This is a genomic window from Micromonospora sp. NPDC047557, from assembly GCF_043205095.1.
Classification (GTDB): Bacteria; Actinomycetota; Actinomycetes; order Mycobacteriales; family Micromonosporaceae; genus Micromonospora.
Genome location: NZ_JBIDDK010000021.1, coordinates 43,167 through 62,461, shown reverse-complemented (window position 1 = coordinate 62,461; position 19,295 = coordinate 43,167). Strand labels below are relative to the sequence as shown.

The following is a 19,295-nucleotide window of genomic DNA, read 5'->3' as shown; positions in this document are numbered from 1 at the left end:
GCTACGCCACCAGCTGACCCCACCAGCACCACCACACCCAGCACCACCACCGACAAGGGCCGGACCCCACCACGGGGCCCGGCCCTTTCGGCATGTCCGGGGTCAGCGATCCCTGCCGCTGCGGGCCGGCTCCGCGGGCTCCGTCGGCTCAGTTGACTGCGCCGGCTCGGCCGCACTCACGCGGTGGGCCCGTCGGCGTAGCCACCACGTGCTGGCCAGCCCGGCGAGCACCGCGAGGACCAGGCCGGCCCAGGAGATGTCCTTGAGCCAGTGCTCGGCGGCCCGGCCGACGGTGAACAGCAGGTACGTGGTGCCGAACGCCCACACCAGCCCACCGGCGGCGTTGGCCAGCAGGAACCGCCGGTACGGCACGTGCAGTGCCCCGGCGAGCGGGCCGGCCAGGATCCGCAGCAGCGCCACGAACCGGCCGAAGAACACCGCCCAGACGCCGTGCCTGGCGAAGCTCTGCTCGGCCCGGGTGAGCTGGGCGGGGCCGAGATGGCGGGGGAAGCGTCGGCCCAGCCGGGCCAGCAGCGGGCGGCCGCCCCGGCGACCCACCGCGTACCCGATGGAGTCGCCCACGATCGCTCCGGTGGCGGCGGCCGTGGCCACCCACTCGGGCTCCACCACTCCGGTGGCCGCGAGCAGGGCCGAGCTGACCAGGACGATCTCGCCGGGCAGGGGGACGCCCATGCTCTCCACGCCGATCACCCCGGCGACGAGCAGATAGACCGCGATCGGCGGCAGCGACACGAGCCAGTGCTGGACGTCGAACACGGTTGACCCCTCCTCCGACCGGACCTCGAACCCTACCCGCGGCGGCCTGCCCGACCGGCCCTTCGACGAAGACCCGGCAGTGGGCAGTGCGGGCACGCGCACACCCCCTATCCGTCCTAGGAGGCTAGGGGTGAAGCGACGGGAGAACCGCACGCCGAGTTGCGAAACTAGCAAGACGGACGTACGGTTTTGTTTGAGAGCGGAATCGTCGGTAAGTGTCACCTAACCTCGGCGGCACCCCGGCCGGTGCGACACACTGCTCAGGACTACTCACGGTCGCTGGTGTGAAGGAGTACGACGTGGCGAGCCTCGACACCTTCGGTGCGAAGACCCAGCTACGCGTCGGAGACGCGAGCTACGAGATTTTCAAGATCGACAAGGTGGACGGCCACGATCGGCTGCCGTACAGCCTGAAGATCCTCCTGGAGAACCTGCTGCGGACCGAGGACGGCGCGAACATCACCGCCGACCACATCCGCGAGCTCGGCGGGTGGGACCCGACCGCCGACCCGAGCGTGGAGATCCAGTTCACCCCGGCGCGGGTGCTCATGCAGGACTTCACCGGCGTGCCCTGCGTGGTCGACCTGGCCACCATGCGCGAGGCCGTACGTGAGCTGGGTGGCGACGCCACCAAGGTCAACCCCCTCGCCCCCGCCGAGCTGGTCATCGACCACTCGGTGATCGCCGACCTGTTCGGCCGCGAGGACGCGTTCGCCCGCAACGTCGAGCTGGAGTACGAGCGCAACAGGGAGCGCTACCAGTTCCTGCGCTGGGGCCAGACCGCGTTCAACGAGTTCAAGGTCGTCCCCCCGGGCACCGGCATCGTGCACCAGGTCAACATCGAGTACCTGGCCCGCACGATCATGGAGCGCAACGGCCAGGCGTACCCGGACACGGTGGTCGGCACCGACTCGCACACCACGATGGTCAACGGCTTGGGCGTGCTGGGCTGGGGCGTCGGCGGCATCGAGGCCGAGGCCGCGATGCTCGGCCAGCCGGTCAGCATGTTGATCCCGCGCGTGGTGGGCTTCAAGCTGTCCGGCGAGATGCCGGCCGGCACCACCGCCACCGACCTGGTGCTCACCATCACCGAGATGCTGCGCAAGCACGGCGTGGTCGGCAAGTTCGTCGAGTTCTACGGCCCCGGCGTGAGCGCCGTGCCGCTGGCCAACCGAGCCACCATCGGCAACATGTCCCCGGAGTACGGCTCCACCGTCGCGATCTTCCCGATCGACGGCGAGACGATCCGCTACCTGGAGCTGACCGGCCGCGACGCCGCGCAGGTCGCGCTCGTCGAGGCGTACGCCAAGGAGCAGGGCCTCTGGCACGACCCGGAGGCGGAGCCGGCCTACTCGGAGCGCCTGGAGCTGGACCTGGGCTCCATCGAGCCGTCGCTCGCCGGCCCGAAGCGCCCGCAGGACCGGGTGCCGCTGGGCGCCGCCAAGACGCTGTTCCGCTCGGCGCTGACCGACTACGTCGCCGAGGAATCCGACGTTGAGCGTGACCTCAAGCCGGGTGTGCCCCGCGAGGAGCTGCCGCGCGGCGCGAACGGGCCGGCCGACGAGGCCAGCGCCGAGTCGTTCCCGGCCAGCGACCCGCCCGCCAACGAGTTCAGCGACCCGGCCGACGAGCCGCGCGACCTGGAGACCGCGGCGGTGGGCGCGGGCGGCCGGGCCAGCAACCCGATCCGGGTCACCGGCGCCGACGGCGTCGAGTACGAGCTGGACCACGGCGCCGTGGTGATCGCGGCGATCACCTCCTGCACCAACACGTCCAACCCGCAGGTGATGATCGGCGCCGCGCTCCTGGCCCGCAACGCCGTGGAGAAGGGCCTGACCCGCAAGCCGTGGGTGAAGACCACCCTCGCCCCGGGTTCCAAGGTCGTCATGGACTACTACGAGCGGGCCGGCCTCACCCCCTACCTGGACAAGCTGGGCTTCAACCTGGTCGGGTACGGCTGCACCACCTGCATCGGCAACTCGGGCCCGCTGCCCGAGGAGGTGTCGGCGGCGGTCAACGAGCACGACCTGTCGGTCGTCTCGGTGCTGTCGGGCAACCGGAACTTCGAGGGCCGGATCAACCCGGACGTCAAGATGAACTACCTGGCGTCCCCGCCGCTGGTGGTCGCGTACGCCCTGGCCGGCACGATGGACATCGACCTGGCCAACGAGCCGATCGGTGAGGACAGCGACGGCAACCCGGTCTTCCTGCGGGAGATCTGGCCGAACAGCGCGGAGATCCAGGACGTCATCGCCCAGGCGATCGGCGCGACCGGGTTCAGCGCCGCGTACGCCGATGTCTTCGCCGGCGACGAGCGCTGGCAGTCGCTGCCCACCCCGACCGGCGACACCTTCGCCTGGGACAGCGACTCGACCTACGTGCGCAAGCCCCCGTACTTCGAGGGCATGCAGCAGGAGCCGAGCCCGGTCGTCGACATTTCGGGCGCGCGGGTGCTGGCCAAGCTGGGTGACTCGGTGACCACCGACCACATCTCGCCGGCCGGCGCGATCAAGGCCGACTCCCCCGCCGGCACGTACCTCGCCGAGCACGGCGTGCCGCGCCACGAGTTCAACTCGTACGGCTCCCGCCGGGGCAACCACGAGGTGATGATCCGGGGCACGTTCGCCAACATCCGGCTGCGCAACCAGCTGGTCCCCGGGGTGGAGGGCGGCTTCACCGTCAACCACCTCACCGGCGAGCAGACCTCGATCTACGACGCCTCGATGGCCTACCAGGAGGCCGGCATCCCGCTGGTGATCCTGGCCGGCAAGGAGTACGGGTCGGGCTCGTCGCGGGACTGGGCGGCCAAGGGCACCATGCTGCTGGGCGTCCGAGCGGTCATCGCCGAGTCGTACGAGCGGATCCACCGCTCCAACCTCATCGGCATGGGCGTGCTGCCGCTGCAGTTCCCGGTGGACGTCACCGCCGAGTCGCTCGGCCTGACCGGCACCGAGATGTTCACCATCACCGGTGTGACGGCCCTGAACGACGGCGACACCCCGCGTACGGTGACGGTCACGACCGACACCGGCGTGGAGTTCGAGGCCGTGGTGCGGATCGACACCCCGGGTGAGGCGGACTACTACCGCCACGGCGGCATCCTGCAGTACGTGCTGCGCCGCATGATCGCCAACTGACGTACCACATCTGAGAAGGGCCGCTTCCCGCGCTGGCGGGGAGCGGCCCTTCGCACGTCTCTGCCGACGGTCAGCGCAGTCGCAGCGCGACCGCGCGGACCTCCCCGTCGGTGAGGGGCAGGAACCACAGGAAACGGCGGACGATGGCGACCGGATCGGGTCCGCCCGGCTGGCCGCGCAGGTCGCGGATCGCCCGGCGGGTGATCCGGGAGAACTCGGGGATCAGGGTCGCGCGGCGGGCGGCGTCCGTCGGGGTCGCCCGCAGCGCCGGGCAGGGCCAGTCCCGCCCGCAGGCGTCGCATATCCAGAAAGGACCAGCGGCGGTGTGCCCGACCGGCGGGCCGCACCGGGGTCGCCAGCGTGATTCGGGTACGACGTTCGGCGCGCGACCCGGACCACGGTACGACGGCTGAGGTGACCTGGTCGGGTCCGCTGTCATCGAACGGGGCCAGGGCTGCCGGCCGCTTGCGTCTTCATAAGAAGACGCGACAGCGCGACGCGTGATCGGTGAGGGTCTCGGCCACCTCGGACAGCGCCGTGAACCGCTCAACCGGCAGTACATCGCCGCATTCTCCACACTCGATCCGCTCGGTCTGGAACGGCCACCGCCACGCATCGACGTTGACGGGCACCTGCATCGGCTTCTCCTCGGACAGCATCGGCACCACCTCCACACGACGGGCGGGACGCCCGCCTCCTGTCACAAGGCGGGACGTCCCTTCTATCCGGCAGCGACCCCTGCCGACTCGATGTCCACCAGAGGCCGCGCCGCACTCTTCACAAAGTGGTGCCAGTAATGCCAGAAGGTCAAGTAGTGCCATAGGTGCAAGCAGGGTCCGATTGGGTAGGAAGGACCATGACGTCCGTGCCCATCCCGTACACGGCCCGAGAGATCGAGGACGACCTAACTCGACGCATCGCCGCCGGGGAGTTCCGGCCGGGCTCGCGCCTACCTACGTATGACGCGCTGGCTGAGGAGTACGGGTCAGCCCGACGGACCGTCGCGCGCGCCGTGGAGGCTCTCAAGTCGCGCGGACTGGTGGTTGGCGTACCGGGCTCAGGAACCTTCGTCGCGGAGTAGCACGCAAGCGCAGCTCATCGACAAAGCGGCCGACGTTGCTACGCTCGACCGACGGTGGGAGCGCATTCGCGACGGTGCCCTTTCTGTGCGCAGTCCCTCAATCTCCTCAGGGAAGCGGCAGCATCATGGACCTGACCGGCGCTCGGTGGCGCAAGAGCACCAGGAGTGGCAACAACGGCGGCAACTGCGTCGAGGTGGCCGACAACCTCGCGGACGTCATCGGCGTACGCGACTCAAAGGACCCGGCCGGTCCGGCGCTCGCCTTCGACCCGGCGGCCTGGACCCGATTCGTGGCGATGGCCAAGCGCGGCTGACCCGGAGGAGACGGCTACCTCGCGAGGTCGTCTGCCCGGTCGAGCAGCGCACGGCGCTCGGCGGTCGAGCCGGTCATCCCCGCCGCCTCCCGGAACAGCGCGGCGGCCCGCAGCCGATCACCCTGCCGGGCGACCAGATCGGCGCGCACCGCCACGGCGAGCGGGTTGCCGTCCAGCCCTCCCCCGGCCTGCGCCGCGTCGAGCAGGCCCAACCCGGCGTACGCCCCGTACGCGTAGCCGTGCGCGACCGCGCGGTTGAGCGCGACCACCGGTGAGGGCCGGATGTCGGCCAGCGCGTCGTAGGCCCGCGCGATCGTCGGCCAGTCGGTGGCCTCGGCGGACGGCGCGGTGGCGTGGCAGGCGGCGATTCGGGCCTGCCACGCGTACGGCCCGTCGTCGCGTACCCGAGCAAGGGCGGCCTGGCCCTCGGCGATGGCCGCGCGGTCCCACCGCGCGCGGTCCTGCCGCTCAAGGGTGAGCAGGTTGCCGGCGGTGTCGCGGCGGGCGTCGCGGCGGGAGTGCTGGAACAGCAGCAGCGCCAGCAGTGCCGCGACCTCGGACTGCTCCGGCATCAACCGGTCGAGCAGCCGAGCCAACCGGACCGCCTCGTCAGCGAAGGCCGGCTCGCCGTCGACGACGTAGCCCCGGGTGAACAGCAGGTACAGCACGGCGAGGACGCCGGGCAGCCGTTCGGCAAGCGCCGGCCCGCTCGGCACCCGGTACGGGATGCCGGCCTCGGCGATGCGGGTCCGGGCGCGGGTCAGCCGGCGGGTCATCGTCGACTCGCTGACCAGCAGGAGTCGTGCGATGTCGGCGGTCGGCACCCCGCAGATGGTCCGCAGGGTCAGCGCCACCCGGGCGTCGAGCGTGAGTGCCGGGTGGCAGCAGGTGAAGATGAGCCGCAGCCGGTCGTCCACCACGTCCTCCCCTGCTCCGGTCTCGGGCGGCGGGTCCTCCGGCGCGAGCACCGCCAGCTCGTGCAGCTTGCGACGCTCGACGGCGGCCCGGCGCAGCACGTCGATCGCGCGGTTTCGGGCGACCGTCATCAGCCAGCCGCCGGGGTTCGCCGGCACGCCGTCGCCGGGCCAGCGCTCCAGCGCGACGGCCAGGGCCTCCTGGGCACAGTCCTCTGCCAACGCCCAGTCCCCGGTCAGTCGGATCAGGGTCGCGACGATCCGGGGGTACGCGTCGACGCCGGCGGCCGCGACGGCTCGCGCCGCCGCGGCCGCGCCGACGCTGTCGGACACACCGGCCGTGCTGTCGGTGAGGGTCATCCGATCAGCTGGACAGAGCCCCGAACGGGCGCAGCTCCAGCCGCCCCTCCCGCGCCATCGGGTGGGTGCGCGCCACCTCGATCGCCTCGTCGAGATCCGCGCAGTCGAGCAGGTCGAAGCCGACGATCACCTCGGCCGTCTCCGCGAACGGCCCCTCGGAGACCAGCAGCTCGCCGGCACGAACACGGACCGTGGTGGCAGCACCGGCCGGCCCGAGCACGTTGCCGGTCAGGCGTCGGCCACGGGCGTCGTTGTCCGCCACCCACTTGTGGATGTCGGGCAGCTCGGTCGGGTCGGTGTCCGGTGCGGTGTCGCTGCAAACGAACATCATGAACTTCATCGGTCGCTCCTTGTCCCTCGGGTTGTCGCCAGCATGACGAGCGGATAGGAGCGTTCCGGACAGCCTCCCCGGAAAAACTTCGGTCAGTCTCCGTTGGCAGCGCGGCGGCGGGCCTCGCGGGTCTTCATGGCGTGCTCCATGAGGGTCACGAGCACCTCCTTGCTGGACTCGCGCTGACGGGCGTCGCAGAGCAGCACCGGCACGCCCGGGTCCAGGTTCAGCGCGGTCTGCACCTCGTCGAGCCGGTACTGGCGAGCGCCCTCGAAGCAGTTCACCGCCACCACGAACGGGGTGCCCCGGCCCTCGAAGTAGTCGATCGACGGGAAGCAGTCGGCCAGCCGGCGCGTGTCGGCAAGCACCACCGCGCCGATCGCGCCCAGCGCCAGCTCGTCCCAGACGAACCAGAACCGGTCCTGCCCGGGTGTGCCGAACAGGTAGAGCACCAGGTCGTCGCTGATGGTGATCCGACCGAAGTCCATCGCCACGGTGGTGGTGGTCTTACCCTCCACCCCGGACAGGTCGTCGATGCCGACGCCGGTCTCGGTCAGCACCTCCTCGGTGCGCAACGGCCGGGTCTCGCTCACCGCGCCGACCATGGTGGTCTTGCCCACGCCGAAGCCACCGGCGACCAGGATCTTGATCGCGGTGGGCAGTGGCGTCGCTCCCGCCGGCCGCTCAGAGTGCCCGTAGTCCATTGATTACCGCCTCGAAGATGCTGTTGTCGGGAAGACCGGCCGTGGTCTGGGGTTCGCGTACCTGCACGAGGTTGCGGGCCGCCAGGTCGCCGAGGAGCACCCGGATGGTCCCCACCGGCAGGTCGAGGTGGGCGGCGATCTCGGCGACGGACTGTATTCGCTGGCACAGGCCGACGATCGCCAGGTGCTCGGGACCGAGACCCACCTCCGGCGTCACGTCGGCTCGGGTCGCGGTGACCAGGGAGATCAGGTCGAACGTGCCGGTGACCGGACGGGCACGCCCGCGTGTCACCGCGTACGGGCGCACCACCGGGCCCGCATGGTCATCCACCCACTGATGCTCTGCGGACTCCCCCTGCACGGTCATGGCCGTTACCTCTCGCCAGCCGACTGTTCGGCGCTCCGCGACGGGGAGGCCACGTACTTGCCGACCCGGGTGACGAGCATCGCCATCTCGTACGCGATGAGACCGACGTCGGCGTCCTCGCTGGCGAGAACAGCCAGGCAGGCGTTGCGGCCGGCTGCTGTGACGAACAGGAACGACGACTGCATCTCGATGATGGTCTGCTGCACCTGCCCACCGCCGAAGCGCTTGCCGGCGCCCCGGGCCAGGCTCTGGATGCCGGCCGCCATCGCCGCGAGGTGCTCGCCGTCGTCGCGGCTCAACCCCTGCGAGGAAGCCATCAACAGCCCGTCGGTGGAGAGCGCGACCGCATGCTCGGCCTGCTTCACCCGGCCCACCAGATCATCCAGCAACCACGTCAGGTCGGCACTCGAAGCCGTCTTCTGGGCCACTTCGTCGTCCTCTTCTCGCCCGGCAGTTGCGCCGTATTCGTCTTGGGCTTGACCGTCACACCGCGCGGGGACCCGCAGCACCGGCGCTCGGTCAGGTGGCTTGTGGTTCCTCGTCGGTTGGCTCGGGCGTGCCGCTCGCCGAGGCGTCGGACGCGCCACCGAGCAGTCGCGCCGCGTCGGTCCGACCGCGCCGGGTACCGGTCTGATACGAGCTCATCATCCGGCGTACCTGCTCCGGCGGCCGTGCCACGTCCTCCTCGTCGGACTCGGTTGCCGCCGCCGGGTCGTCGCGCAGCTCGGGAACGATGTTCGCCTGGCGGACGCGGACCGGCAGGCCCGAGCCGGTCCGGTCCGTCTCGGCCCGCGCCGGCATCGGCCCGCCCTCGCCGCCCGGCTCGCTGCCGCCGCCGCTCGGCGCGGCCCGGTCCACCGCGGGCAGGCCGGTGGGCACCGTCGGGCCCTCCAGGGCTGGCTGGCCCAGTCCACGCCGGGCCCGGGTGGGCAGCTCCGCCGCCGAGGCGCCCAGGGTCGTCCGCTGCCGGGTGGGGAGTACGACGTCGGTGTCGGTTCCGTCCACCTGCTGCTCGGTCGGGGTGCTGCTCTCGGCCGGCACCGGGGCGAGGGGGGCCACCGGCTGTGCCGCGGCCGGCCCGCTCGTGTCCGTTGCCGCGGCGGCCACCGCGACCGACGAGAGGCTGGCGGAGCGGCCGCCGTCGGCGGGACCGGCAACGGACGGCCCCGAGGGCAGGGCGATGGCCGTCGGCCCGGCCGGCAACGCGCCGGAGGTCTCCGGATCGGTCCCGTTCGCGGTGACCAGGTCCAACGGGATGAGTACGACGGCGGTGGTGCCGCCGTACGCGGACTCCTTGAGCCGGACCCGCACGCCGTGCCGCTCGGTCAGCCGGCTCACCACGTAGAGGCCGAGTCGGGCGGCGTTGGCGAGGTTCAGCTCGGACTGGTCGACGATGCGGTGGTTCGCCGCAGCCAGGTCCTCCTCGCTCATGCCGAGGCCTCGGTCCTCGATCTCGATGGCGAACCCGTTGGCCACCAGCTGGCCACGGACCTCGACGGTGGTGTGCGGCGGTGAGAACGACAGACCGTTCTCGATCAGCTCGGCGAGCAGGTGGATGATGTCGCCGACCGCCCGACCGGCGAGCGAGACGGGCCCGAGCGGCAGCACGTTGACCCGGGTGTAGTCCTCCACCTCGGCGACCGCGCCGCGCACCACGTCCACCATGGGGACGTTGCGCCGCCAGGCCCGGCCCGGGGTGGAGCCGGACAGCACGATCAGGTTCTCCGCGTTACGCCGCATCCGGGTGGCCAGGTGGTCGACCCGGAACAGGTCCTCCAGCTCCTCCGCGTCGTGTTCACGCCGCTCCATCGCGTCGAGCAGGGTGAGCTGGCGGTGCACCAGCGCCTGCGTACGCCGGGCCAGGCTGAGGAACACCTCGCGGACGTTGCGGCGCAGCTCGGCCTGCTCGACGGCGGTGCTCAGGGCGGTCTCCTGGACGGCGTTGAACGCCTTGCCGACCTGGCCGATCTCGTCGGTGCCGAATTCCAGCGGGGGCGCCTCGGTGGCGACGTCGACCTCCTCGCCGCGACCGAGCCGCTCGACCACCCGGGGCAGCCGCTCGTCGGCGAGCTGCCAGGCGGCCTGGCGCAGCCGCTCGAGCTGGCGCAGGAGGGTCCGGGCCGTGGTGATGGAGACGACCACCGAGGCGATGACGGCGAGCAGGCCCAGGCCGGTGGCGAGCACCAGCCGGACGACGACCATCACGGCCACGCCGGTGGCCCGGCCGACGATGCCCTCACCGCCGTCGGTGACGGCGTCGTTCACCTCGGCCAGTGCCGGCTCGACGGTGCCGCGCCACTGCTCGGCGCTGACCGGCAGCTGGGTGGCCGGCCGGCCCTCACGGATGATGCTGTCCTGCACGGCGCGCAGCCGGGTGAACGCCTCGCCCTCGACGAGCTGCCGGTAGCGGCGCTGGTCGGCGTCGGCGAGCCGGGCCCGGGTCTCCTCGCCGAGGAAGCGTTCGGCGCCGACCAGGCTGACGTAGCGGGCGTACTCCGGGCCGCTGATCCGGCCGTTGCCGAAGAGGCCGCTGAGCAGCGCGTCCTCCTGGGAGATCAGCTCCTTCATCCGGTTGAGCTGGATCAGGGCCGCCGCGTCGGCGGCGATCTCCTTGTCGTCGAGGCTGCCGGTGACGTCGTAGATCCGGAAGATCGATTCGATGGCGCCGGTGTAGGCGTCGGCGGCGGAGATCCGGTCCACCTTGCGGGCGAGCACGTCGGCGCGGGTCTGCTTCAGGCCGTCGACCTGCGCGATGGTGGCGTCCAGCTGGGCGTCGAGCGCCGAGCTGCCGGCCACGTCGACCTGCCAGTTGCGGACCGAGGCGGCGAAGTCCTCGGCCAACTGCGTGGCCTTGCCCTGCTCGGCCTCCAGCGTCGCGCGCTGCTCGGCGTCGGGGTTGCTCAGGTACGCCTGGGTCAGCCGCCGCTCCAACTGGAGCTCCTGCAACAGCGGCTCACTGGGCGTGTAGACCCTGCTGTTGAGCAGCTGGACACCGAGCAGGTTGAAACCGTCCCGCAGGGTCACCCATGCCGCGAACATCCAGAGCGCGACCAGGGAGAGCAGCAGGGCGACAACCTTGGTGCGGATACTCGTACCGCGAGAACGCATTGAACCGTCCCAGGCCGGGGTTGACTCAGCTCATCAACGGGTGATCATGAAAGACGACGTCCCGCCACAGCGGGGCGTACGGGGCTGAGGCTCTGCGTACGCTAGCAGTGTCCACACAACCCCTCAAGTTGTTGTTTTTGTTGACTCGTAACCACAATCCACCACCGAACGGTCGGCATCCGCCAGATGGACGGAGGCCAGCCGGCAGGCAGCCAGCACGGCCGCGCGGACGATCGCGGTAGGACAGTACAGCTCCTTGCCGTACCACAGTGGAGGGTCGGCCCGACCCGACGGCCGGTGCAGGTAGGCGTGGCCTCGTGCCACGGCGTCGTCGACCCGGGGCGCGCCGGTCGGCGCGGCCAGCAGCACCTGCAGGGCGTACGCGGTCTCCTCGGCCGTGCCGCCCCACCGCCCCCACGAGCCGTCGGCACGTTGGCCGTCCAGCACCCAGCGGGCCGCCCGGTCCACCGCCTCGGCCGCCACGCCGCCGCGACCGAACTCCGCCAGCGCCAGCACGCAGCAGGCCGTGGCGTAGTACGGCGAGGCGTGCCACCGGTCCTGCCACGGGCCGTCGGCGAGCTGGTGTGCCGGCAGCACGACGCTGAGTCGCTCGACCGTCCGGTGGTAGCGCATGTCCGCGCTGGGGTGCGCGGCCACGTGCTGGCCGAACGCGTCGAGCACGTGCGCGTTGGTGGTGACCGAGAAGCCGTCCTCGCTCCCCGGCCAGGTGCAGAAACCGTCCGCCGTCTCGTACGCCCAGAGGCTGGCCGGGTCGGCGGGGTGGCCGAGCCGGGCCAGCGCGTCAAGCGTGACCGAGGTGGTGTCGGCGTCGGTCGGCAGGCCCTCGCCGGTGGCGACGCCCTCGGCGGCGGTGGCGGCGGACAGGGTGCGCAGCACGGTGGCCGGCGGGTGGACCGCGACACCGGCGCGACGCAGCCCGCTGAGCACCCAGGCCCGCTCGAACACGGTGATCGGGGTCGGGCAGGGCACCGGCCCGTCGCCGTCGCGGATCAGCTGCCGCAGGAAGTCGTGGGCGGCGGGGCCGGCGTCCGGGCCGGCGGCGGCCAGCCAGGCGGCGGTCGCGGCGGGCGAGGCGCCGACGGCGGTGAGCGTCGGCCCGGCGTCGGCAGGTGTCGCGTCCAGCACCTCGTAGAAGTGGGCCAGCTTGGTCGGCAGGGCCGCTCCGGCGGCCACCGCGGCCCGTACCGCGCGCAACCGGTCGGGGCCGAGCCCCGGTGGCAGGGTCAGCGGCGGGTGGGGCAGCCGGTCGGCGTTCGCCTGGTCCAGCCGGGTCAGCCGGCCGTTGATCGACTCGACCAGCGCGGGGACGATGAGGTCCAGCGCCGGGGTGTCCGGCAACGTCCGCGCGTGCGTATCGAGCAGCCGGCCGGTGAGCGCGGCCAGTCCGCGCGCCACCGGGGCGAGCAGGTCCGCCCCGGACCACCCGCCGTCGGCCAGCGCGGCGAGCAGAGCGTCGGTGGCGCTGAGCGTGGGCACCAGGGCGTACCCCTCGGGTGGGCCCCACGCGCCGTCGGGGCGCTGCTCGCGCAGCAGGAACCCGATCCGCTGGTGGTGCCCCGGCAGCCAGGGCGCGTCGGCGACGAGCCGGGCGCTCTCGTACACCGAGGGGGCGACCTGCCCCCACGGCCGCAGCGCGAGGCCGGCGATCAGCTCGCGCGCGCCGTCGGTGGCCGGCTCGGCCAGTACGCGCGGGGAGCTTTCACTCATCGCGCGCCCCCCAGAAGTCCGACAGCTGATAGAAGCCACCCGTGAAGGAGATCTGCCGGTGCAGGTAGTCGGCCTGGCGGGGGCAGCGTTCGGCGAGGGCGGCCAGGTCGCCGCGGGACCGGGTGGTCAGCTCGGCGAGCCGGGCGTGCACCCGCGCCGGGTCGTCGACCAGCAGCAGGGCGTTCAGGTCGCCCCACTCGGCGTCCCGCCCGTGCGTGGCGAGGTCGTTGACCAGCCGCAGCACCCGCTGCACGCCACGTCCGGCGTCCAGCAGGTCGGTCAACTGGGCGAGGGTCCGCTCGTCCCCGGTGGCGATCCAGTGCGTGATGTTGACGAAGGAGCAGGCGAGGTTGTCGGCGTTGTCCAGATAGCGGTCCAGGTCCGGCAGGCGCCGCCCGGTGGTCGGGTCGGTCGGCAGGTTCTTCCAGTCCCACTCGCGCGACACGGCGGCGAGCATCCGCGCCAGCTCGTCACGCCAGATCGGGCGCAGCCGGCCGAACGCCGGGACTGTCGTCAACTCGTCGCGCAGATCGGCCAGCAGCCTCGCCAGGTGCCGGCCCGGCGGGGGCGCGGCGCCGTCGGCGACCGCCAGGCAGTCGGTCACGATCGCCCGGACGTCGTCGGCGGACCGGGCGAGGTAGTCGACCTGCCAGTCGGCGGCGAAGACCCAGAGCAGGGTACGGGTGGTGATCCGCAGTTCGGCGGCGGTGTGCCACGGCGCGGTGAACGCGATCGCAGTGGCCACCGAGCTGAGCAGCGCGGCGTCGAACGGCGCGGCGTCGAAGAGTTCCGGATGGGCTGCGGTGACGCCCTGCAGGTCGCGGACGCCTCGGACGGCGAGCGCGCACACCCGGCCCTGCTCGGCGACCGCGTCGGGCCCGGCCTGCACCGGCCACGGCGCCCCGGTCACGACACGACCGGCCGCTCGACCGGAGTGACGATCAGCTCGGCCCGCTGCTTGGGTTGCAGCGAGGCGCCGAGCCGGGGTGTCAGGCCGACGGGCTCGCGCAGTCGGAAGCGGTAGCGGCTCAACACGGTGCTGACGATGAGCTGCGCCTCCAGCAGGAACAGGTACTGCCCGAGGCACTGGTGCGGGCCACCGCCGAACGGGAAGTACGAGTAGCGGTAGCGCCGCCGGGGCTTCTCCGGCGCGAAGCGCTCCGGGTCGAAGAGCGTCGGGTCGTCCCAGAACGTCGACATCCGCTGGGTGACGTACGGGCTGACCAGCACGGTGCCACCAGCCTTGATCCGCACACCGCCCAGCACGTCGTCGCCGACGGCGGTCCGGGGGATCATCCAGCCGGCCGGGTAGAGCCGCAGCATCTCGTCGAGCACCATGCGGCCGTAGCGCAGCTGCGGCAGGTGTTCGCGGCCGACCCGTTCCGCGCCGACGACCTGCTCGATTTCGTCGGTCATCCGCTCGGCCACGTCGGGCCGGGAGGCCAGCACCGGCCACAGCCAGGAGAGCAGGGCGATGGTGGTCTCGGTGGCGGTGGAGAACATCGCCACCACGTCGCCGCGGATCGCGTACTCGTCGGGTTCGCTGCCGTCGGCCCGCGGCCGACAGAGGGTGGAGATGATGTCGTCGCCGTCGGTGGGCCGCGCCCGGGCCTCCCGGATGATCGGCAGCACCACCTCGTCGATGGTCCGCACGGCATCCCGGAAGCGTCGGTCGCCGGGCATCGGCACCGCGTACGGCACGAAGGGCACCAGCAGGCGCGGGAGCATCGCGGTGGTGACGGTGTCCAGCGCGGCGCTGATCCGTAGCGCGTCCGGCACGGAGATGCGGTCGGCGAAGAGCACCCGCATGGTGGTCCGCAGCACGATCCGGGTCAGCTCGCCGCCGCCGTCGATCGGGCGGCCGTCGCGGGCCGGTTCCAGCCACTCGTCGACGGCCTCGTTGATCGCCTCGGCCATCCGGTCGACGAGCGTCTCGGCCCGCTTCGCGGTGAACAGCGGTTGCAGCGCGCCGCGGCTGGACTCCCAGATCTCGCCCTCGGCGACCAGGATGGCGTCGCCGACGATCCGACGGACGGGCCGCCACAACAGGCCGTCGCCGTCGCGGGTGTAGTTGGCAACGTTGTCCCTCAGGACGCGTTGCAGGTGCTCCGGGTGACTGACGAGGTAGGGGCGGAACGAGCCGAGGTTCAGCCGGACGACCTCACCGCCAGCGGCGTCCGCGAAGTCGACAAGCGCGCCGAGCGGGTCGCGAACCAGCGCGGGCAGGGCGCGACGGAGCGGGATCATCCGGGGTTCGGTGCTGACGGGGGTGGGGCCGGCATCGGACACCTGGGACATGCAACGTCTCCTCGTCGTTCCGCCGGCCTGGGTTGTCCACTTCGGCCGGTCGGGACTGTGGAACTTTCACCTTCTGGGCGACGGAAGCATCTCACCAATTCGGGGGCACCTCCAGACCTGTGACCGGTGAGATTCCCCCGACGCGCCCGACGGACATCGATGGCGATGGCGGCCTGGAGTCCTGAGTGGATGGTCAGGAGGCGGCACCGATGCAGGTCGCACCCGTACACGTGGGGGTCGGCGCCGCCGACGGGCCCGCGGGACGGCGGGCCCGTGGGCCGCCCGGCCAGCGGGGCCGCCCGCCGGGTCGCACCCGTGCGATCCCAGAGGGCGGGCGGCGGGTGTGCGCCAGGACGCACCGGTACCTGCGAATCCGGGCGATGTCGGGCACCCTGTGCCAGGCTCTGTGGCATGGACGACAAGACCATCCTGAACCGGATCTCCGAGCTGGTCGACGAGGAACACCGGCTGCGCGCGGACGCCCAGGCCCACGAGTCGGGCACCGAGGGCGAGGCCAGCGAGCGGCTGCGCGCACTGGAGGAGTCCCTCGACCAGTGCTGGGACCTGCTGCGCCGCCGTCGGGCCGCCCGAACCACCCACGGCGACCCGGACTCCCAGGGCGAACGCCCCAAGCCCGAGGTCGAGCGCTACCTGCAGTGACGGGTACGGGCGGGTCGGGCAGCCGCTCAGGCCGCCCGACCCGCTCCGGTCAGCGGATGCCCGCCTCCCGCAGCAGCTCCCCCGTCAGCGCACCGGGGTCGACCTGCTCGGTGCCCAGCCCTCGGGCCACGAACCAGGCGCTGACCACCCGCACGTCGCGGGCCAGGAACTCGGGCCCCTGCGGGTTCGCCACCACGTCGACCACCTGCGGCAGGTCGATCACCACCAGCCGCCCGGAGTGCACGAGCAGGTTGTACGGCGACAGGTCGCCGTGGGCGTAGCCGGCCCGGGCCAGCACGCGCAGGGCCTCGACCAGCTGGCCCCACAGGTCGCGCAGCTCGGCCGGGCCGGGCCGTAGCTGGGCCAGTCGGGGCGCGGCCAGCCCCGACTCGGCGTCGCCGACGAACTCCAACATCAGTTCGGTGCCCCGCAACTGCACGGGGTACGGCACGGCGATCCGGTCGTGCCCGGCGCCGATCTCCCAGAGCCGGGCCAGCGCGGCGAACTCGGCCGCCGCCCACTGCCCGGCGATCATCTGCCGGCCGAAGGCCGTCCGTCCGGCCATCGCCCGGTTCTCCCGGGACCGCCGCACCCGGCGCCCCTCCAGGTAGCCGGCGTCGCGGTGGAACAGCCGGTGCTCGGCGTCCCGGTATCGCTTGACCGCCAGCAGGCAGGAGCGGTCCGTGTCCGGTACCGCCCGGCGGACCAGGTGGACGTCCGCTTCCTTACCGGTCTTCAGCACACCCAGTTCGGTGTCCTTGGCGGCCAGCTCGGTGACCAGCCACTGCGGGTGCGGCGCAGGGCCGTGCACGGCGTCGTCCCACGACGACCAGCGTTCGCCGGTGGCCGGGTCAGGATCGCCGTCGGGGTCGGCGAGCGGCTCGGTGGGCCGCCCGCGCTTCAGAAACTGCGGTTCGTCGTCGTCGAAGCGGCTCTTGCCGCGGCTGCGGCGCTCCAGCGCCGGCAGGTCATGATCGCGCACTGTGGTGAGGTTCCTTTGGTCGAGGCTGAGTTAGGCAGCTGGAAGCGACCTGCGAAGACGGCCATGACCGACCCCCTCTCCTCGACCGGGCGTACGCCCGGGTGCGCGATGCGCCGCCCATGCTGCCGTCGCCCCGACGGCCGGTCAATCGAATTACCGCTGCCGCCGCCCCGGCCGGTGCGCGCCGCGTCCGGTGGCGGCGAACCGCGTCAGCTCGCGAGCACCGTGGCGACCGCGGCGATCAACCCGTCCACGGTGCGGCTCGGCGCGAACCGGACGTCCGACCAGGTCCGTCCCCGGTGCAGCCAGACGCTGGGCAACCCGACGGCCGCAGCGCCCCCGATGTCCGCCTCCGGGCTGTCGCCGACCACCCAGGCGCCGCGCAGCGGCATCCGGACCCGCTGCGCGGCGAGCGCGAAGATCCGCGGGTTGGGCTTGCTGACCCCGGCCTCCTCGGAGATCACCCAGTCGGCGACGTACCGGTCCAGCCCGGTACGGCGGATCTTGGCGTCCTCGACGCGTACGGTGCCGTTGCAGACCACCACCGGCACCCAGCCCGCGTCGTCGGCGATCCGCAGCGCGCAGGCGGTCAGGGGATCGAGGCGGGTCTGCGCCACCACCCCGTCGTGCAGCTCCTCCACCAGGTCGATCGAGGGGATCCGCAGCTCGTAGCGGTCCCGGATCGCGTCGGCCAGGTCCCAGCGGTCGGTCAACCCGTCCGCGTCGATCGAGACCAGCCAGTCGATGTCGGTGGGGGGCGCGCCGATACCGTCCAGGAAGCGCTCACCCCAGCGGCGGAACGGCCCAGCCCGATCCAGCAGGGTGTTGTCCAGGTCCAGCAGGAGCAGTGGCACTCGGGCACCCTACGGGACCGACGTGTCCGCCAACAGATCCCGCGGGTGTCGACCTGACGGTGGGCTCAACCGGTCAGCGACACCCGTGGGCGGCCCTGGCTCGGCAGCAGATCGGCGAGCATCGAATGGGCTTCCCGGGTGGCCGTGAGCGCGGCCGGGTCGAGGGTCGCCACCAGCACCGCCGTGCCCTCGTCAGCGCCCCGGGCGAGCGTACGTCCCTGCGGGTCGTAGATCGCCGCGCCGCCGTTGAACCGCCACGGGTCGCTGCCGCCGACCGCGTTGGCGAAGACCACGAACATCGTGTTGTCCAGGGCCCGCGCGGCGTAGTACAGGTCCCGGCGGTGCTCGGAGCCGGCCAGGTAGCCGCTGGGGCACAGGTAGGCGTGCGCGCCGTCGAGCGCGGCGGCCCGGCCGTGCTCGGGGAAGCAACCGTCGTAGCAGATGCCCAACCCGAGCCGCCAGTCGTCGACCAGCAGCGTGGCGCCCCGACCGCCGGGGCTGAACAGCTCGCGCTCGTCGCCCCACAGCTGCTGCTTGTCGTACCCGACCCGGATCGTGCCGGCGCGGTCGACCACCAGGGCGGCGATGGTGCGCCGGCCGTCCGGGTGCCGCGCCGCCGCCCCGACCACCACGGTGATCCCGGCCGTCCGCGCCGCGGCGCGCAACGGGTCGAGCCGATCGTCGGCGACCACCCCGGCCGGGTCGGCCACGACGTCGGTGCCGACCGGATCGGCGGCGAGGGTCGGCGGGTGGTACGCGCACAGGTACAGCTCGGGGAGGACGACCACCCGGGCGCCCTGTCCGGCGGCCTGACGGACCAACTCGGCGGCGGCCACCGCGTTGCCGGCGACATCACCGGGTACGGGGGCGGCCTGGACGGTGGCGACGGTCAGCGCCGCGGTGGGCGTGGGGTGCAGCGGGGTCACCGGAGGATGGTAAACGGCACCGCACCAAGCCGTACGTACGGTTTGCATGGCCCGGGGTGACCTGCGACGATCGACGTGTGCCCAGAGTAAGCCAGGACCAGCTCGACGCGCGCCGGCAGGAGATCCTCGCCGCCGCGCGGGCGTGTTTCGCGCGGCTCGGCTACGAGGGGGCGACCGTCCGCCGCCTCGAGGAGGCCACCGGGCTGTCCCGGGGTGCCATCTTCCACCACTTCCGGGACAAGGACTCGCTCTTCCTCGCCGTCGCGGAGGACGACGCCGCCGCCATGGTCGAGACGGTGGCCCGCAACGGTCTGGTGCAGGTGATGCGCGATCTGCTGGCCCGGGCGGTCTCCCCCGACACCACCGGCTGGCTGGGCAGCCAACTGGAGGTCTCCCGCCGGCTGCGCACGGATCCGGCGTTCGCCAAGCGCTGGGCCGAACGGTCTGCCGCGATCGCCGAGGCGACCCGCGACCGGCTGGCCCGCCAACGCGACGCCGGGGTGCTGCGCGAGGACGTACCGATCGACGTGCTGGCCCAGTTCCTGGAGCTGGCCTACGACGGCCTGGTGCTGCACCTGGCGATGGGCCGACCGGCCGGCGACCTGGGCCCGGTGCTCGACCTGGTCGAAGAGGCCGTCCGCCGCCGCTGAACGCCGGCCGCACCGTCGCCCTGGCCGGGGAGGCCGTCCGCCGCCGCTGAACGCCAGCCGCGCACCGGGACGGGGACCGTGGCGGTCGTGCTCCACAATGGGGC

At 72.4% G+C, this 19,295-nt stretch carries 20 protein-coding genes and 1 pseudogene; 6 read left to right on the top strand and 15 right to left on the bottom strand.

Features of this window, described 5'->3' with window-relative positions; translation table 11 throughout:
• Window positions 1-102: 102 nt before the first annotated feature.
• Window positions 103-777: a DedA family protein gene (locus ACGGAQ_RS31040; protein ID WP_393055305.1), complete on the bottom strand. Its 675-nt coding sequence runs from the start codon at window positions 775-777 to the stop codon at window positions 103-105.
• A 284-nt stretch (window positions 778-1,061) separates the two neighbouring features.
• Between ACGGAQ_RS31040 and ACGGAQ_RS31035 the strand changes: the two genes are divergently transcribed.
• Window positions 1,062-3,914: an aconitate hydratase gene (locus tag ACGGAQ_RS31035; protein WP_393055303.1), complete on the top strand. Its 2,853-nt coding sequence runs from the start codon at window positions 1,062-1,064 to the stop codon at window positions 3,912-3,914.
• A gap of 70 nt (window positions 3,915-3,984) precedes the next feature.
• Here ACGGAQ_RS31035 and ACGGAQ_RS31030 read toward each other — a convergent pair whose 3' ends face one another.
• Both ACGGAQ_RS31030 and ACGGAQ_RS31025 read right to left on the bottom strand, forming a co-directional pair.
• Entirely contained in the window at window positions 3,985-4,353 is a 369-nt protein-coding gene (locus ACGGAQ_RS31030; RefSeq protein ID WP_393055301.1) for a hypothetical protein, read from the bottom strand.
• A gap of 34 nt (window positions 4,354-4,387) precedes the next feature.
• Window positions 4,388-4,573: a hypothetical protein gene (locus ACGGAQ_RS31025; protein WP_393055299.1), complete on the bottom strand. Its 186-nt coding sequence runs from the start codon at window positions 4,571-4,573 to the stop codon at window positions 4,388-4,390.
• Between the two features lie 197 nt (window positions 4,574-4,770).
• On the opposite strand from ACGGAQ_RS31025, the gene ACGGAQ_RS31020 reads away from it, so the two are divergent.
• The 3 genes and pseudogenes from ACGGAQ_RS31020 (at window position 4,771) to ACGGAQ_RS31010 (ending at window position 5,309) form a co-directional block, all read left to right on the top strand.
• Complete coding sequence (locus ACGGAQ_RS31020) at window positions 4,771-4,995, top strand: winged helix-turn-helix domain-containing protein (protein ID WP_007462621.1); 225 nt, start codon at window positions 4,771-4,773, stop codon at window positions 4,993-4,995.
• A pseudogene (locus ACGGAQ_RS31015) lies at window positions 4,991-5,130 on the top strand (XRE family transcriptional regulator); the annotation flags it as partial. The gene ACGGAQ_RS31020 and the pseudogene ACGGAQ_RS31015, both read left to right, overlap by 5 nt.
• Window positions 5,121-5,309 (top strand): DUF397 domain-containing protein, encoded by a 189-nt coding sequence (locus ACGGAQ_RS31010; protein WP_393055297.1) that lies wholly within the window; start codon window positions 5,121-5,123, stop codon window positions 5,307-5,309. The pseudogene ACGGAQ_RS31015 and the gene ACGGAQ_RS31010, both read left to right, overlap by 10 nt.
• Before the next feature lie 14 nt (window positions 5,310-5,323).
• On the opposite strand, the gene ACGGAQ_RS31005 is transcribed toward ACGGAQ_RS31010, so the two are convergent.
• The 9 genes from ACGGAQ_RS31005 to ACGGAQ_RS30965 form a co-directional block, all read right to left on the bottom strand.
• The gene (locus ACGGAQ_RS31005) at window positions 5,324-6,583 is read right to left on the bottom strand and encodes an RNA polymerase sigma factor (protein ID WP_393055295.1); all 1,260 of its coding nucleotides are present in this window, start codon (window positions 6,581-6,583) and stop codon (window positions 5,324-5,326) included.
• Between the two features lie 4 nt (window positions 6,584-6,587).
• Window positions 6,588-6,923 (bottom strand): YciI family protein, encoded by a 336-nt coding sequence (locus tag ACGGAQ_RS31000; protein ID WP_393055293.1) that lies wholly within the window; start codon window positions 6,921-6,923, stop codon window positions 6,588-6,590.
• Window positions 6,924-7,006: 83 nt separating this feature from the next.
• On the bottom strand, window positions 7,007-7,618 hold the full coding sequence (locus ACGGAQ_RS30995) for an ATP/GTP-binding protein (protein WP_393055291.1): 612 nt from the start codon (window positions 7,616-7,618) through the stop codon (window positions 7,007-7,009).
• Window positions 7,599-7,985: a DUF742 domain-containing protein gene (locus ACGGAQ_RS30990; protein WP_007462630.1), complete on the bottom strand. Its 387-nt coding sequence runs from the start codon at window positions 7,983-7,985 to the stop codon at window positions 7,599-7,601. Before ACGGAQ_RS30990 ends, ACGGAQ_RS30995 begins: the two co-directional genes overlap by 20 nt.
• Before the next feature lie 5 nt (window positions 7,986-7,990).
• On the bottom strand, window positions 7,991-8,413 hold the full coding sequence (locus ACGGAQ_RS30985; RefSeq protein WP_354861787.1) for a roadblock/LC7 domain-containing protein: 423 nt from the start codon (window positions 8,411-8,413) through the stop codon (window positions 7,991-7,993).
• A 91-nt stretch (window positions 8,414-8,504) separates the two neighbouring features.
• Window positions 8,505-11,093, bottom strand: a complete 2,589-nt coding sequence (locus ACGGAQ_RS30980; protein WP_393055289.1) for a nitrate- and nitrite sensing domain-containing protein — start codon at window positions 11,091-11,093, stop codon at window positions 8,505-8,507.
• 123 nt (window positions 11,094-11,216) lie between these two features.
• Complete coding sequence (locus ACGGAQ_RS30975; protein WP_393055287.1) at window positions 11,217-12,821, bottom strand: prenyltransferase; 1,605 nt, start codon at window positions 12,819-12,821, stop codon at window positions 11,217-11,219.
• Window positions 12,814-13,731: a terpene synthase family protein gene (locus ACGGAQ_RS30970; RefSeq protein ID WP_393055285.1), complete on the bottom strand. Its 918-nt coding sequence runs from the start codon at window positions 13,729-13,731 to the stop codon at window positions 12,814-12,816. Before ACGGAQ_RS30970 ends, ACGGAQ_RS30975 begins: the two co-directional genes overlap by 8 nt.
• Window positions 13,728-15,065 (bottom strand): cytochrome P450, encoded by a 1,338-nt coding sequence (locus tag ACGGAQ_RS30965; RefSeq protein ID WP_393055314.1) that lies wholly within the window; start codon window positions 15,063-15,065, stop codon window positions 13,728-13,730. The genes ACGGAQ_RS30970 and ACGGAQ_RS30965 overlap by 4 nt, the downstream gene beginning before the upstream one ends.
• Before the next feature lie 465 nt (window positions 15,066-15,530).
• Here ACGGAQ_RS30965 and ACGGAQ_RS30960 point away from each other — a divergent pair, with 465 nt between their 5' ends.
• A complete protein-coding gene (locus tag ACGGAQ_RS30960) occupies window positions 15,531-15,779 on the top strand; it encodes a DUF2630 family protein (protein WP_354861771.1) in 249 nt (82 codons plus the stop codon).
• A 49-nt stretch (window positions 15,780-15,828) separates the two neighbouring features.
• On the opposite strand, the gene ACGGAQ_RS30955 is transcribed toward ACGGAQ_RS30960, so the two are convergent.
• From ACGGAQ_RS30955 to ACGGAQ_RS30945, 3 genes are all read right to left on the bottom strand, one after another.
• Window positions 15,829-16,761 (bottom strand): serine protein kinase RIO, encoded by a 933-nt coding sequence (locus ACGGAQ_RS30955; RefSeq protein ID WP_393055283.1) that lies wholly within the window; start codon window positions 16,759-16,761, stop codon window positions 15,829-15,831.
• Window positions 16,762-16,970: 209 nt separating this feature from the next.
• On the bottom strand, window positions 16,971-17,615 hold the full coding sequence (locus ACGGAQ_RS30950) for an HAD family hydrolase (RefSeq protein ID WP_357993353.1): 645 nt from the start codon (window positions 17,613-17,615) through the stop codon (window positions 16,971-16,973).
• Window positions 17,616-17,680: 65 nt separating this feature from the next.
• Complete coding sequence (locus ACGGAQ_RS30945) at window positions 17,681-18,541, bottom strand: carbon-nitrogen hydrolase family protein (RefSeq protein WP_393055281.1); 861 nt, start codon at window positions 18,539-18,541, stop codon at window positions 17,681-17,683.
• A gap of 77 nt (window positions 18,542-18,618) precedes the next feature.
• Between ACGGAQ_RS30945 and ACGGAQ_RS30940 the strand changes: the two genes are divergently transcribed.
• Complete coding sequence (locus ACGGAQ_RS30940) at window positions 18,619-19,191, top strand: TetR/AcrR family transcriptional regulator (RefSeq protein ID WP_234591495.1); 573 nt, start codon at window positions 18,619-18,621, stop codon at window positions 19,189-19,191.
• Window positions 19,192-19,295: the final 104 nt, after the last annotated feature.

Coding starts and splice junctions, on each gene's coding strand:
- ACGGAQ_RS30995 (WP_393055291.1), bottom strand. CDS start 7,618: ATGGACTACGGGCACTCTGAGCGGCCGGCGGGAGCGACGCCACTGCCC.
- ACGGAQ_RS30960 (WP_354861771.1), top strand. CDS start 15,531: ATGGACGACAAGACCATCCTGAACCGGATCTCCGAGCTGGTCGACGAG.
- ACGGAQ_RS31000 (WP_393055293.1), bottom strand. CDS start 6,923: ATGAAGTTCATGATGTTCGTTTGCAGCGACACCGCACCGGACACCGAC.
- ACGGAQ_RS31030 (WP_393055301.1), bottom strand. CDS start 4,353: ATGACAGCGGACCCGACCAGGTCACCTCAGCCGTCGTACCGTGGTCCG.
- ACGGAQ_RS30990 (WP_007462630.1), bottom strand. CDS start 7,985: ATGACCGTGCAGGGGGAGTCCGCAGAGCATCAGTGGGTGGATGACCAT.
- ACGGAQ_RS31020 (WP_007462621.1), top strand. CDS start 4,771: ATGACGTCCGTGCCCATCCCGTACACGGCCCGAGAGATCGAGGACGAC.
- ACGGAQ_RS31025 (WP_393055299.1), bottom strand. CDS start 4,573: ATGCTGTCCGAGGAGAAGCCGATGCAGGTGCCCGTCAACGTCGATGCG.
- ACGGAQ_RS30975 (WP_393055287.1), bottom strand. CDS start 12,821: ATGAGTGAAAGCTCCCCGCGCGTACTGGCCGAGCCGGCCACCGACGGC.
- ACGGAQ_RS31005 (WP_393055295.1), bottom strand. CDS start 6,583: ATGACCCTCACCGACAGCACGGCCGGTGTGTCCGACAGCGTCGGCGCG.
- ACGGAQ_RS31010 (WP_393055297.1), top strand. CDS start 5,121: ATGGACCTGACCGGCGCTCGGTGGCGCAAGAGCACCAGGAGTGGCAAC.
- ACGGAQ_RS30980 (WP_393055289.1), bottom strand. CDS start 11,093: ATGCGTTCTCGCGGTACGAGTATCCGCACCAAGGTTGTCGCCCTGCTG.